The 14,072-nt window shown below is 35.8% G+C and carries 15 protein-coding genes; 7 read left to right on the top strand and 8 right to left on the bottom strand.

Annotation, left to right across the window (positions count from 1 at the left end; all coding sequences use genetic code 11):
• Positions 1–132 precede the first annotated feature (132 nt).
• Genes PGOND44_RS03830 through PGOND44_RS03820 form a run of 3 tightly spaced genes read right to left on the bottom strand, consistent with a single transcriptional unit; the run spans position 133 to position 2,348 of the window.
• On the bottom strand, positions 133–651 hold the full coding sequence (locus tag PGOND44_RS03830; RefSeq protein ID WP_003436935.1) for a DUF4136 domain-containing protein: 519 nt from the start codon (positions 649–651) through the stop codon (positions 133–135).
• Between the two features lie 52 nt (positions 652–703).
• Complete coding sequence (gene purE, locus PGOND44_RS03825; protein WP_003436934.1) at positions 704–1,183, bottom strand: 5-(carboxyamino)imidazole ribonucleotide mutase; 480 nt, start codon at positions 1,181–1,183, stop codon at positions 704–706.
• A 4-nt stretch (positions 1,184–1,187) separates the two neighbouring features.
• Positions 1,188–2,348: a 5-(carboxyamino)imidazole ribonucleotide synthase gene (locus PGOND44_RS03820; protein ID WP_003436932.1), complete on the bottom strand. Its 1,161-nt coding sequence runs from the start codon at positions 2,346–2,348 to the stop codon at positions 1,188–1,190.
• 117 nt (positions 2,349–2,465) lie between these two features.
• Here PGOND44_RS03820 and PGOND44_RS03815 point away from each other — a divergent pair, with 117 nt between their 5' ends.
• Positions 2,466–3,614, top strand: a complete 1,149-nt coding sequence (locus tag PGOND44_RS03815; RefSeq protein ID WP_040555821.1) for a sensor histidine kinase — start codon at positions 2,466–2,468, stop codon at positions 3,612–3,614.
• Here the strand turns inward: PGOND44_RS03815 and obgE are convergent.
• From obgE to PGOND44_RS03795, 4 genes are all read right to left on the bottom strand, one after another.
• Entirely contained in the window at positions 3,604–4,623 is a 1,020-nt protein-coding gene (gene obgE, locus PGOND44_RS03810) for a GTPase ObgE (protein ID WP_003436927.1), read from the bottom strand. The two genes, PGOND44_RS03815 and obgE, sit on opposite strands and share 11 nt — an antisense overlap.
• A gap of 24 nt (positions 4,624–4,647) precedes the next feature.
• Positions 4,648–5,220 (bottom strand): adenylate kinase, encoded by a 573-nt coding sequence (locus PGOND44_RS16025; protein WP_003436925.1) that lies wholly within the window; start codon positions 5,218–5,220, stop codon positions 4,648–4,650.
• Positions 5,213–5,752 (bottom strand): hypoxanthine phosphoribosyltransferase, encoded by a 540-nt coding sequence (gene hpt / locus PGOND44_RS16020; RefSeq protein WP_003436923.1) that lies wholly within the window; start codon positions 5,750–5,752, stop codon positions 5,213–5,215. The genes PGOND44_RS16025 and hpt overlap by 8 nt, the downstream gene beginning before the upstream one ends.
• Before the next feature lie 142 nt (positions 5,753–5,894).
• Positions 5,895–7,301: a trypsin-like peptidase domain-containing protein gene (locus tag PGOND44_RS03795; protein WP_003436919.1), complete on the bottom strand. Its 1,407-nt coding sequence runs from the start codon at positions 7,299–7,301 to the stop codon at positions 5,895–5,897.
• A 126-nt stretch (positions 7,302–7,427) separates the two neighbouring features.
• Here PGOND44_RS03795 and dapF point away from each other — a divergent pair, with 126 nt between their 5' ends.
• From dapF to mltG, 3 genes are read left to right on the top strand one after another with little or no spacing between them, the layout of a single operon-like run.
• Entirely contained in the window at positions 7,428–8,219 is a 792-nt protein-coding gene (gene dapF, locus PGOND44_RS03790; RefSeq protein ID WP_003436918.1) for a diaminopimelate epimerase, read from the top strand.
• Positions 8,206–8,733, top strand: a complete 528-nt coding sequence (locus tag PGOND44_RS03785; protein ID WP_040555779.1) for a GNAT family N-acetyltransferase — start codon at positions 8,206–8,208, stop codon at positions 8,731–8,733. Before dapF ends, PGOND44_RS03785 begins: the two co-directional genes overlap by 14 nt.
• Positions 8,723–9,766 carry an endolytic transglycosylase MltG gene (mltG, locus tag PGOND44_RS03780; protein WP_003436916.1) on the top strand — a complete coding sequence of 348 codons (1,044 nt, stop codon included), beginning with the start codon at positions 8,723–8,725 and terminating at the stop codon, positions 9,764–9,766. Before PGOND44_RS03785 ends, mltG begins: the two co-directional genes overlap by 11 nt.
• Positions 9,767–9,834: 68 nt before the next feature.
• On the opposite strand, the gene PGOND44_RS03775 is transcribed toward mltG, so the two are convergent.
• The gene (locus PGOND44_RS03775) at positions 9,835–11,466 is read right to left on the bottom strand and encodes an ABC-F family ATP-binding cassette domain-containing protein (RefSeq protein ID WP_003436915.1); all 1,632 of its coding nucleotides are present in this window, start codon (positions 11,464–11,466) and stop codon (positions 9,835–9,837) included.
• 171 nt (positions 11,467–11,637) lie between these two features.
• On the opposite strand from PGOND44_RS03775, the gene PGOND44_RS03770 reads away from it, so the two are divergent.
• From PGOND44_RS03770 to PGOND44_RS16060, 3 genes are all read left to right on the top strand, one after another.
• Positions 11,638–13,008 (top strand): TlpA family protein disulfide reductase, encoded by a 1,371-nt coding sequence (locus PGOND44_RS03770; protein ID WP_003436914.1) that lies wholly within the window; start codon positions 11,638–11,640, stop codon positions 13,006–13,008.
• A 20-nt stretch (positions 13,009–13,028) separates the two neighbouring features.
• Entirely contained in the window at positions 13,029–13,541 is a 513-nt protein-coding gene (locus PGOND44_RS03765) for a HesA/MoeB/ThiF family protein (RefSeq protein ID WP_316928537.1), read from the top strand.
• Between the two features lie 191 nt (positions 13,542–13,732).
• Complete coding sequence (locus PGOND44_RS16060) at positions 13,733–13,975, top strand: rhodanese-like domain-containing protein (protein ID WP_394366684.1); 243 nt, start codon at positions 13,733–13,735, stop codon at positions 13,973–13,975.
• The last annotated feature ends 97 nt before the right edge of the window (positions 13,976–14,072 follow it).

Raw genomic sequence — 14,072 nt, 5'->3', positions numbered from 1 at the left:
AATAAATTCTGACGCTTCGGAAAAAAAGCAACTGATAAAACACAGCATTCGAAGTACAAATTGGTATAAGTCCAATGCAAAAAACTATCGGTGTCATTAGAGAGTTAGCTTAAATCCCTATGAGTTGATAAATTATTTTTTTGGTTCTGGAGGATACTTTTGAAGTATTTCGCCAACAAGGCTTTGAATAAATTCCTCTCTAGCTTTACCTTTCAAGTTTTCCTTAAAGCGTGCTTCTACAACGCCTTGCCAAAACAAATTATTGGTTAATCCATCTGCAAATTCTACAGTAAGAGCAATGGTTCGTTTAGAGCTTTGCGGAGAAACCATAGTTCCTATTCCACCAGCATAACCTCCAATGCCTATTCCAAAATTGCTATTTGAAGTTTGGTCAAACACTTCAGCGTAGAAGTTAATTTTGAAGTCTGGTATGAGCTTTTCCTCAAAACCTCTAGCGACTAGACTATCTACAAGAGTGACGTAAACCCGGTCTCCATCTAAAGGTGATAGACCGGAATTTTCTATAGCATAAAAATTGAAACTTTTATATTCTTCAAAATTAGTTTCCGCGGCATAGTCGGTAAATACCTTTGGTGTGTTACACGAAATCACTAAAAGTATAATTAATAATAGGCTGAAGCTGGCTTTCATGTTTTTAAATATTTAAAAGTTTTTTGTTAACCCAATTTTTTTTGGCAACATATTAAAGATCCTCTCGCATTTTTTGAACCTTTACAGTGAGCTCATTCATGTAATTTAAGATTTTTTCTTGGATACTTTGATCCTTCACTCCTAGGATTTGAGCGGCTAAAATACCAGCATTTTTTGCACCGTTCAGTGCGACTGTAGCCACAGGAACTCCCCCAGGCATTTGTAAAATGGAAAGGATAGAGTCCCAACCATCTATGGAGTTGCTGGATTTTACAGGCACACCTATTACGGGAAGCGGCGTTAGAGAAGCAACCATACCTGGTAAATGAGCAGCTCCGCCGGCGCCGGCGATAATAACATCTATTCCTTTATGGTGAGCCTGTTTTCCAAATTCCATCATAAGTTCTGGTGTCCGGTGAGCGGATATGATATCGACTTCTACTTCAATCTTAAAGTCTTTTAAAATATCAATAGCCTCCTGCATAACAGGAAGATCACTTTTACTTCCCATGATAATAGCAACTTTACCCATAGCTTTAGTGTTTAGAAATAACTTTGATTGTAGATTTTACGTGTTCGGCAATTTTTCGAGCTTCTTTAATATCAGTATGGATAATGTTGACATGTCCCATTTTTCGAAAAGGCCGTGTCTGTTTTTTTCCATATATATGAGGAGTTACCCCTGGCATATCCATAATGGTTTGGATGCCCTGGTAAACCACATCTCCAGTGTGATTTTCATCACCAACTAAATTGACCATAACCGAGTTGGTTTTGCTCGAGGTCTCTCCTAATGGTAAATCGAGAATTGCTCTTAAGTGTTGTTCAAATTGATTCGTATAACTGCCTTCAATGCTAAAATGACCACTATTGTGTGGTCTTGGAGCAACTTCGTTAACAATGATATCATCATCTTGGGTTAGAAACATTTCTATAGCCAATAAGCCTACGTGTTCAAAACTATTGGATACCATTTGTGCTAAATTTCTTGCTTTCTCAGCAATAGAAGGCTCTATTCTCGCTGGGCAAAGCACATATTCTACTTGGTTGGCTTCAGGGTGAAACTCCATCTCTACCACAGGATAAGTTTTAATATTTCCCGACACATTTCTTGCTACAATAACTGCGATTTCAGTTTTAAAATCTACCAACTCTTCAGCAAGACATTCGCCATTGGGCAAAGCCTCTAGATTTTTTTTAGATTTAATAACGCTCACTCCTTTTCCATCATAACCTCCTGTACTACTTTTCCAAACAAAGGGGAAGTTGACTTTCCCTTCAGAAACATCTTTCTTCAAAGCGTCTAGAGATGGATAAGTCATAAAATCTGCTGTAGGTATTTGGTTGGCTTTATAAAATTCCTTTTGTACCGATTTGTTTTGAATTTTTTTTAAAGTAGCAGCAGAAGGGTAGACTTTTAGTCCAGAAGCCTCAAGGTCTTCTAAGGCTTTGACATTTACAGATTCAATTTCAAAAGTCAATACATCAACTTGTTTTCCGAATTCCATGACGCGATCGTAATCCATAAGATCACCTGTCTCAAAATGGTTACAAGCAATTTTTGAAGGCGCCTCTGGGTTAGGATCCATAACATAGGTTTGGATATCAAATTTTCTGGTGTCGTACAGCATCATTTTGCCTAACTGTCCTCCACCTAAAATACCAAGTTTAAAGTCGGATGAGAAGTAATGTGTCATGACACAAAAATAAGAGAATTACTTACTGTGGTGAGTACTTTTCTTGAAAATTTCATTTTTAAAAGAAGTATACTACATCATATTGCTTTTCGTTATTATTGTGTAAATAATCAATCCATGAAATTTTTTGAAAATACCGTCTATGCTAGGCTTTTTATTCTAATTACTTCTTTTGTTGTCATTGGGATTGTAGTCTGGAATATTTCTGTGTTTTATGAAGGCGTGAAACAAGAAGAGCGTGAAAAAATGAGGATATGGTCTTCTGCTCAAGAATCGATTAATAAAGCAGGAGAAGAGCAAGATTTGAATCTTGAACTTGAGATATTGAATGCCAATAACGACATTCCTATGTTTATTGTTGATGAGTCTAATCAATTTAAGGAAGTTAATAATATTCCAGAAAATATCTCAAACGACTCTATCAAACTAAGACGCTATTTTGAATCCGTTAAAAATCAAAATCAACCTATTGTTATTGATTTAGACAAAGTGGGTAAGCAATATTTATATTATAGTGATTCTACTGTGCTTACTAAAATCAAGTATTATCCCTTCATCCTTTTGCTTATTATTTTCCTTTTGCTAGGCCTAATTTACCTGTATTATATCACTGCCAAAAATAGTGAGAAGAATAAACTTTGGGCAGGGATGGCCAAAGAAACTGCACATCAAATAGGCACACCACTATCTTCACTTGTGGGTTGGATGGAAATTTTAAGATCAGAAAATGTCAATCCAGACTACATCAAGGAAATTGAAAAAGATATAGATCGCTTAAGAACAATTACAGAACGTTTTTCTAAAGTAGGCTCAAAGCTCACTTTAGAATCTTCCAGTCTGAATTCAGTAGTGGAGCATTCTTTTAACTACCTAAGAGATAGGAGTTCTAAATTGATTGAGTTTTCTGTTGAGCTACCAGATAAGGAACTAACTTGTAAATTGAATCCAGTACTTTTAAGTTGGACGATAGAAAATCTCACCAAAAATGCTATCGATGCTATGAAAGGTAGAGGAGAACTAAGTCTTTTGTTATTTGAAGATAAGAATGGATTTAAAATCCATATCAAGGATACTGGAAAGGGAATTCCAGCCTCAAAATTTAAAACTATTTTTCAGCCAGGCTATTCCACAAAAAAAAGAGGTTGGGGGCTTGGACTCTCACTTTCTAAACGGATTATAGAAGATTATCACCATGGTAAAATACGGGTGTTAACCAGTTCTGCAGAGAAGGGGACTACCTTTGAAATAAGACTACCTAAGCTTTAGGAATTTTATCTTCGTTCAATGTTTTCCATAACAAGTCTTTCAGAGGTTGTAATCCTTGTTGTGCAATAGATGAGATAAAGACGTGTGGAATATGATCAAACGCATGTTCAATTTCTTCAGCCAATTCAGTTTTTAGTTCATCATCCAAAAGATCTGACTTGGTAATCGCAATAACTCTAGATTTGTCCAAGAGTTCAGGATTATAACGCCTAAGTTCATCTAATAAGATTTCATATTGTTCTTTAACGCTTCCAGCATCCGCAGGAATAAGAAATAATAGAGTTGAGTTTCTTTCAATATGTCTTAAAAACCTATATCCTAGTCCTTTTCCTTCTGCAGCGCCTTCGATTATTCCAGGAATATCTGCGACTACAAAAGTTTTGTAGTCTCTATATTCTACAATGCCTAAATTGGGCTTTAGTGTGGTAAATTCGTAATTTGCAATTTTTGGTTTTGCGGCTGTTATCACTGAAAGTAAAGTGGATTTACCTGCATTTGGAAATCCAACCAAACCAACATCTGCAAGAAGTTTTAGCTCCAAAGTTATATCGAGTTCTTGACCAAGAATCCCGGGTTGAGCATAGCGCGGAGTTTGGTTGGTAGAACTTTTAAAATGAGAATTACCTTTTCCTCCCATACCGCCTTCTACAACGATATATTCCTCTTCGTGCTCTGTTATTTCTTTAATTACCTCATTGGTTTCAGTATTACGAATAACAGTTCCTAGGGGAACTTCTACATATTGATCCTCCCCGTCTGCACCAGTACTGGTTTGCTTGCCACCGTGTTCACCATGAGTAGCCCTAAGGTGTCTTTTGAACTTAAGATGGAATAAGGTCCAGAGGTCTTTGTTAGCTTTAAAAATGATATGACCTCCACGACCACCGTCACCTCCGTCTGGACCACCTTTCGGGATATATTTTTCCCGTCTTAGATGGGCGGAACCTTTTCCTCCGTTTCCAGATTTTAAGTGTATTTTGATATAGTCTACAAAGTTACCTTCTGTCATAATAGTAAGCTAAATGCTTGATTTTTATAAAGAGTCAATGACTTTACTGATGCGTTGAGTAATCTCAGAAATTGAGCCTACACCATCCACACCATAGTATTTATCTTCTTTTTTGTAAAATTCCTTAAGAATTTCGGTTTCGTTATAATATACTCTTATTCTATTGCGAATTACTTCTTCGCTGGCATCGTCTTTACGCCCTGAGGTTTTGCCTCGTTCCAATAATCGTTCAACAAGAACCTGATCTGCAACTTCTAGAGCGACCATTGCGTCAATTTGAGAGTCTTTTGAAGTCATCAATTCGTTTAAAGACTCAGCTTGTGCTTGCGTTCTTGGAAATCCATCAAAGATAAAACCTTTGCTATCGAGATGGTCTTCAACTTTGTCATTGAGCATTTTAATAGTGACTTCATCGGGAACTAAAGCACCTTTATCCATATAAGATTTAGCTAGTTTTCCAAGTTCAGTTTCATTTTTGATATTGTACCTAAACAAATCTCCTGTTGAAATATGCACAAGTTCATATTTCTCCTTAAGGTGTTCTGCTTGTGTTCCTTTTCCTGCGCCTGGAGGGCCAAATAACACGATATTAATCATCTATACTTGATTTAAGTTGATATATTTCTGGTAAATTTCTTCCTAATCCATTATAATCCAATCCGTAACCTACGATAAACTTATTTGGGATTTCCAATCCAACATAATCTATGGGAAGAGATTTTTTATAAGCTTCTGGCTTAAAAAATAGGCTTGCTATCTTGAAGGAAGCGACCCCTTCTTTTTTTAATTGACTAACAATATGTTCTAACGTAAGTCCTGTATCTACAATATCTTCAATTACAATAACGTCTCTGTCTTTTAAGTTCCCTGCCCCAAGTAGCGTGCTCACTTCACCTGAAGAAGAAGTTCCTTCGTAAGAGGCTAGTTTGGTAAAACTGACTTCGCAATCTCCTTTGTAATATTTCAACAAATCAGATAAAAACATAAAGGCACCATTTAAAATTCCGAGAAAAATAGGAGTTTTTGAAGAGTAATCTTTATAAAGTTCTTTAGCGACTTGCCTTACAGCATCTTGTATCTTTTCAGGACCTAGATAGGGTTCGAATTCTAAATCGTGAAGTTTAATCATCTTGTTGAATTTAATAAAAGTGCAAATATAGGAATTCATAACCTATTAACGGGTACAACTCAGTGAATAGGAAAGTAAAATCAAAAAACTCCCAATCTATGAGATTGAGAGTTCTATTCTGAAACGAAGAAACTAATTTTGTTTACCTAAAAACATAAGTTTTTTCTTGTCCTTTTGGAGTTAGAAAGGTCACTAGCATAGGTTCTTCAGAATTTTTATTTTTTATGATAGTCTTTACGTCTTCGATTGTGTAAACTTCTTTGTCATTAATTTTAGTAATCAATACTCCCGTGATATCGTTTTTAGTAAAACTATTTGGTAAAACTTTTCTAATTACAACGCCCGAAGACGCACCATATTTTTGAAGTTGATCTTTTGAAATCTCGGACACCTCTAAACCGATATCTTCAATCTGGTAAACTTTAAAGATATCCAAGGTGACTTTAGACTCACGTTCGTTATTATTTCTCAAGTAAGTAATAGTCACAGTTTCTCCTGGATTTTTTGAGCTTAAATAGCCCGTCATATCCGCAAATTTTCTAATCCTAATATTATCGATAGATTTAATAATATCACCTTTTTTAAGACCTGCTTTATAGGCGCCACTTTTAGGGTCTACGCCGTTGATATAAAAACCTTGAGATATTTCGATTTCCAGTTGTTTTGCTGTTTCGCTATTTAAGTCGGTCCCTCTTACACCGAGTACGGCTTTTCTTACATTACCAAATTCAATTAAATCCTCAACTATCTTTTTGGCATTGTTACTTGGAATAGCAAAAGAATAGCCCACAAAGGAACCGGTTTGAGAAGTGATAGCGGTGTTGATACCAATGAGTTCTCCTCGTGTGTTCACTAAAGCACCACCGCTATTCCCAGGATTTACGGCAGCGTCCGTTTGTATGAAAGACTGAAATTGATTGTCACTTCCACTCAAATCTCTAGCTTTAGCACTTACAATACCTGCAGTCACAGTAGAAGTGAGATTAAATGGATTACCAACGGCTAGGACCCACTCGCCAACGCTAATTTGATCGGAATCTCCAAAAGGGAGATAATCCAATTCTGTAGCGTCTATTTTTAATAAAGCAATGTCGTTTTGAGACGAAGAACCGATGACTTCTGCCACATAGGTTTTGTTATTATTTAAGGTGACTTGGAGTTCAGAGGCTCCTTTAATCACATGATTATTGGTGACTATTAAACCATCGGGACTCAAGATCACTCCAGATCCGGCACCTCTTATTGCTTTTTGAGTTTCTCCGCTTCCGTAGTAGTAGTCAAATAAACTTCTAGGTTGCCTTGTAGTGGCTACGTTTTTTACGTGAACAACGGCGTTTACAGTTCTTTCTGCAGCTTCAGTGAAATTTAACTCAGACTTTTCTTTCAGAGCTGAAGTAAGTTGCGTTGTTGGATTCATACTGTCTTGTTGCGAAGGTATTTGGTAAGATTCGGAAACTAAGGGAGGTGCCTCAAAAAAGATCTTATATACACCAACGCTCATAAAGCTGACCAATAGAGCCAGCACTAAAAATTTAGTGTTTTTTTTCATAACTAGTATTATTTAATTGAATTTAAAATTAGTTTATGTCTTCAGATTAAGAATGTATTTAACCCATTTTTAACCCAAGCGTTTCCCTTATTATTATCCTATATTTGCAAGTCACAATTACTATTAATGGAATTACATTTCTTTAAATATCAGGGAACGGGAAACGATTTTGTACTTATTGATAACAGAACCACAACTTTCAAAAACGATGCCAAAATCATACAAGGCTTATGTGATAGACGATTTGGGGTAGGAGCGGATGGTCTTATTTTACTAGAAAATTCAACTGATGCTATTTCAGATTTCAAAATGATTTACTTTAATGCCGATGGTAAAGAAAGCAGCATGTGCGGTAATGGCGGGAGATGTATAGTCGCTTTTGCAAAACAACTTGGTATTATCGATTCTGAAACGACTTTTGAAGCCGTAGATGGCTTACATTCTGCCATAATTAAAGGAGAAACAGTCAGTCTAAAAATGATAGACGTTCCTACTGTAAATTTAAGTAGAGAAGCTTCTTTTATGGATACAGGTTCTCCACACCACGTCGCTTTTGTGGATGATGTAAAAGATTTTGATGTTTTTACACAGGGTCGCAGAATAAGAAACCTTCCCAACTATGAGGCTATAGGCGGAACCAATGTGAACTTTATTCAAGTTATTGACGGAGATGTCCATGTAAGAACCTACGAAAGGGGAGTGGAAGATGAAACCTATTCTTGTGGCACTGGAGTTACTGCTGCAGCTATAACAGCAAAAATGGCCAATAAAGTTGAAGATTTGCCGGTGAAGGTTATCACTAAAGGCGGACCTTTGGAAGTTGATTTTGAAATTGAGGGTTTAAATGCAGCTAAAAATATTTGGTTAAAAGGCCCTGCTACATTTGTATTTGAAGGAGATTATAATGGTAAAACTTAAAAGTTCACATATTTTACTTAGAGCCTTGATTCCAGAAGATCTGGATTTTCTTGAGCTGGTGGAAAATGATGAGCACTTTTGGTATTTAAGTGATACGCTTCAGCCCTTCTCCAGATCGGTCTTAAAAGAATATTTACAAAACGCTCATAGGGATATTTATGAAGTTAAGCAAATGCGACTAGTCATCGCTTTGCACAATAAACAACCTATTGGATTTATAGATCTTTATGATTTTGATCCTAAGAATAAGCGAGCCGGTCTTGGTATTCTTATTCTTGAGGATTACCAAGCGAAAGGCTATGGTACAGAAGCTTTGGAATTGATGATAGATTATACTTTTGATGTGTTGGATTTACATCAAATATTTGCTTCAATTATAGAAAATAATTCAAATAGCATAAGGCTTTTCAAAAGCTTTGGATTTGAAGAAATTGGTCTTAAGAAAGACTGGAGGTTTAATGCTGGTAAATTTCAGAGTGAATATTTACTTCAAAAAATAAAGCATGTACATTAAAAAAATATTAATCGCAGTTTCTGCGATAGGTCTAGTTATTCTAGGTGTTATCAGTTATAGTATTTATACAACTATTTTCTCCCCAAATACGGCTTTCCAAACTGAAAAGCAATCGGTCTATATCTCAACGGGGAGTAGTCTTCAACAGGTTGTTGATCAAATTCATCCTTTACTTAGACATACAGAGGATTTTATTACCGTAGCAGAAAAGAAAGGCTATCAAAATTCTGTAAGAGCTGGTCATTTCGTGTTGGAAAAAGGAATGAATAATAACGAAATTGTTAACACTTTGCGATCTAGAAATGTTCCTATACAAGTCAGCTTTAACAACCAACATAGGCTAGAAGAACTTTCTGGACGAGTTGCAGAACAAATTGAAGCCGACAGCATATCTCTATTATCTGCTATGGTAGATAGTACTTTTCTGGATTCTCTACAAATAACAGCTCTAGAAAGCCTAAAATTTTATATTCCAAACACCTACGAGTTTTACTGGAATACCTCTGGAGAAGAATTTCGCGATAGAATGGTCAATTATCATACTGAATTTTGGAATACAAGCCGAACCGAAAAGGCTAATGCTCTTAATTTGACCCCTACAGAAGTCATGTCCCTAGCGGCTATTGTTCAGAAAGAAACCGCTAAAGTAGAGGAGCGACCTAAGGTTGCTGGAGTTTATTTGAACAGACTTCGCAGAGGAATGAAGTTACAAGCAGACCCTACGGTCATTTTTGCTATCCAAAACCAAAATCAAGATTTTGAAACCCCCATTAAACGCGTTTTGTATAAGGATTTAGAATTGGACTCTCCTTATAATACTTACAAGAACAAGGGATTGCCTCCAGGGCTTATCGCTATGCCGGATGTGTCTTCCATAGACGCTGTACTGAATGCAGAATCTCATGACTACTTTTATTTTGCTGCGGATACAGAAAATATGGGGTACCATAAATTTGCTAAAACTTTAGCACAGCATAATCGTAATGCACGGATGTATCAAAAATGGGTGAATGAGCAAAAAATTTATAGATAAAATTTAATTTCCACCATCAACTAAAAGACCTCGAATTACGAGGTCTTTTAGTTGATGGTGGATTGCCTTTAGGCTTCTACAGCATACATCTTTTCACGTTGTTCTTTGATTTTGGGATCCGACATGTATTCATCGAACGTTGAAAATTTGTCAATGATACCATTGGGAGTTAATTCAATCACTCTATTACCCACAGTTTGTGCAAATTGATGATCATGAGTAGTAAGTAAAATATTTCCTTTGAAATTCTTTAAAGAATTATTGAAAGCAGTAATGGTTTCAAGATCTAAGTGATTGGTAGGTTCATCTAAAATCAAAACATTCGCTCTAGTCATCATCATTCTACTGACCATACACCTTACTTTTTCACCCCCAGAAAGGACATCACAAGTTTTAAGTGCTTCATCGCCACTGAAAAGCATTTTGCCTAAAAACCCACGGATGTGAACTTCCTCTCGCTCTTCTTCAGTTTTGGCCCATTGTCTTAGCCAATCTACAAGAGAAAGTTTACTTTCGAAATACTCACTATTGTCGTTAGGTAAGTAGGATTGATTGGTTGTGATTCCCCATTTGTAAGAGCCTGTATCTGGTTCTGCTTTACCATTGATGATTTCATATAAAGCAGTAGTAGCTCGAGAATCTTTTGAATAAAAGACCACCTTATCGCCTTTGTTTAAATTGATGTGAACATTTTTAAAAATGACTTCATTGTCTATGCTAGCCGATAGGTTTTCAGCATGTAAAATTTGATCTCCAGCTTCTCTTTCTTTTTCAAAAATGATAGCAGGATATCTTCTATTCGAAGGTTTGATATTTTGGAAGTCCAACTTGTCCAACATTTTCTTTCTTGAGGTCGCTTGCTTCGACTTAGCGACGTTTGCGCTAAACCGCTCAATAAATTGTTGAAGTTCTTTTTTCTTTTCTTCAGACTTTTTGTTTTGCTGTGCACGTTGCTTGGCAGCAAGTTGAGACGATTCATACCAAAAGGTATAGTTACCGCTATAATGAGTGATTTTTCCGAAATCTATATCAGAAATATGAGTACAAACCGCATCTAAGAAGTGGCGGTCGTGAGAAACAACGATTACCGTATTGTCAAAGTTTGCTAAGAAATTTTCCAACCAAGTGATGGTTTCATAATCTAAATCGTTGGTAGGCTCATCCATGATTAATACGTCAGGATTTCCGAAAATAGCTTTAGCTAAAAGGACTCTTACTTTTTGTTGTCCATCTAAATCCTTAACCAAGGTGTAGTGTGAGCCTGACTCTATACCTAAATTAGAAAGTAGGGCTGCGGCATTACTTTCGGCGTTCCAACCGTCCATTTCTTCAAACTCAACTTGAAGGACTCCAACGCGTTCACCATCTGCATCGCTAAAGTCTTCTTTGGCATAGATCTCATCCATTTCCTTTTTGATCTTATAAAGTGGCGCATTCCCCGTAATGACGGTCTCTAGGACATTATAATCATCATACATGGAGTGATCTTGTTCTAAGACAGACATCCGCTTGCCAGATTCTAAAGAGACACGGCCAGAAGTGGGATCCATTTTGCCAGAAATGATATTAAGGAACGTTGATTTTCCAGCACCATTGGCACCAATAATACCATAGCAATTCCCAGTAGTAAAGGTCGTATTGACTTCATCAAAAAGAATACGTTTACCAAATTGTACAGAAAGATTTGAAACTGAAAGCATAATAAAGCTAAATTTTTTGCAAAAGTACTCAATTTATCACAATCCATAAAGGATTAATAAAACTGCTTTTTTAACTGTGGGTTAACACATTCAACGATTAGGTAAAGTTAGATTTGTAAGGATTGTTTAGTATTTATGAGATATACTTACCTATTATTAATATTTGGTTTTTTGTCATGTACAAATCACACTGAGGATAAAGAAACTTATCTTGGTGGTAGAATTGTTAACCCAAATACTAATTATGTCACTTTAAAACATAATGGTGACATTATAGATACTATTGCTTTAGATTCTAACAATAACTTCGGCTATAGATTTTCTCTAGATAAAGAATCCGTTTACACTTTTGAGCACCATCCAGAAAGCCAGTCGATGTATTTAAAGCCTGGAGATAGCTCGGTATTAAGAGTGAATACGATGGCCTTCGACGAATCCTTAACTTTTGATGGAGATTCTTCAGAAGAAAATAATTTTTTGATCAATATGTTTCTTCTTAATGAAGAGGATAACGATCTAATTCTTTCCTATTACAAAATATCTCCAGACGCCTTTACCATCAAAACAGACTCTTTGAGAGCCTTAAGATTTGCAAAATATAACACTCTGGAGAGTAAATCGAATTTTAGCCCTTATTTTAAGAACATCGCCTTAAGCACTATCAATTATGAACATTATGATATGCGAGAACGCTACGCATTTCTCATAAGAAAGTACATACCCGCAAAATTTAAAGAATTTCCAAAAGATTATTTTAGCTACCGAGAAGATGTGAATTTTAATGATTCTGATTTAGTTTCCAACTTTAGTTATATGCGATTTTTGGATAACTATCTTAAAAATTATTCAATAGAAGTTTGCGACCCTTCCAACAGAGAGTGCTTCGATTTGAATGATCATAAAAACTTGAAGCGACGATTGAATTTGGTTCATGAATTATTTGTAAATGACTACTTAAAAACCAACTTTTTTAATCGACTGATTCGGCGTGAAATCGTTTTTTCTCAAACTAAAGCTCAGCTAGAAGAAACCTTATCTATCATTCAGAAATTTGATAGCCCTACATTGGATGAGAAAGAATTACATCAACTAACAGCTATTCAGAGTCAATATCTGAAAGGGAGTAGCTTGAAAGAGGCAAGATTTAAAACCACCAGTTCGGACACTCTAAGCTTCAAATCTCTTGCTCAAGGACAACCCGTGGTTTTGTATACATGGTCCGCCTTATCGTTAGAAGCCAAAAAAAACAATTTGAAAAAAATCGACGAGCTGAGAGATAAATACCCTAAAGTTAAATTTCTAAGCATAAACCTAGATTTTCAAAACGGAACTCTTTGGCAAAATGCTTTAAAACAATTCGATTTTAAGTATAACACCGAGTTTCAAATTATTACTGATGCTCCCTTTAGCAAGTATTCTTTCTTTAGAAATTACCTCAATAAAGTATATGTTGTCGATCAATCTTTTACAATCACAGATAATTCCTTGAACCTAAACGATCCTGAGTTAGAAAATCATCTCCTGAGTTTATTAAATCGTTAAATCCGTTCATTGCATTTAACGTGTACAATGAAAAGTTAACACGAGAAAATGCGCTCTTATTATTTCGATGCTATGACATTATTGTGGATGGAAGTGACAATTTTTCAACGCGTTATTTGACGAATGATGCCGCTGTGCTTGCTAAAAAACCACTCGTATACGGTGCTATTTTTAAATTTGAAGGCCAAGTAAGTGTGTTCAATTATCAAAATAGCGCCACCTACCGTTGCTTGTATCCGTCGCTTCCAAAGCCAGAAGACGCGCCCAATTGCTCGCAAATAGGCGTTTTAGGCATTTTACCAAGAATTATAGGGAGTTTACAAGCCAATGAAACGATCAAAATAATTTGTGGGATAGGAACCGTATTAACCAATAAATTACTGATATATAATGCTTTAACAATGCATCAAATAGTGTTGAATTTCGAAAAGGATTTCAGAAATAATGTGCTAGTTATAGAGCAGGATTATGATTTTTTCTGTGGCGTAGCAATAAAAAAGGAAGTTTCTATGAATATCCGTAATATCACCTAAACTTTATATTGAATCCGAATATCGCTTTTCCCCAACCCTAAAGGGTGTCGATATTCTAAAATCTTCAACTAAGTTAGAATTTTTGCACCCTTTAGGGCTGAGGTAATAAAAATCCGGGCTCAATAAGTGTAATATTTCTTCATTAGGATAAAAAAAACGGACATACAAAAGTTTCTTTTGAAGGACTTTCAATCCATAAAGAAAAATATAATTTATTAGAGGTCCGTGAAGATTGGGAAAGAGATGAATTTAATATTGGAGGACAACATATCCCTATTGCAGAGTTACTCTTAAGAGTGCGTGAAATTCATACCGATAAGGTATTAGTCGTGTGTTGTAAGACTGGAGTTCGCAGTGCACGAGCTATTGATATTCCAATTCAAAACAACTTTACAACCACGCTAGTAAATTTAAAAGGAGGTTGTTTTCAATAGCATTTTACGAAAATTGTAAAAGAGTGATTGCATTAAATAGTATTAGATTTTAAAAATAGTACAACATTTTAGTGTATTAGTAGCAATTAAACTAGAA

This window comes from Psychroflexus gondwanensis ACAM 44 (genome assembly GCF_000355905.1).
Lineage (GTDB): Bacteria > Bacteroidota > Bacteroidia > Flavobacteriales > Flavobacteriaceae > Psychroflexus > Psychroflexus gondwanensis.
The sequence above is the reverse complement of the archived record's forward strand: the minus strand, read 5'-3'. Positions and strand labels throughout refer to the sequence as shown.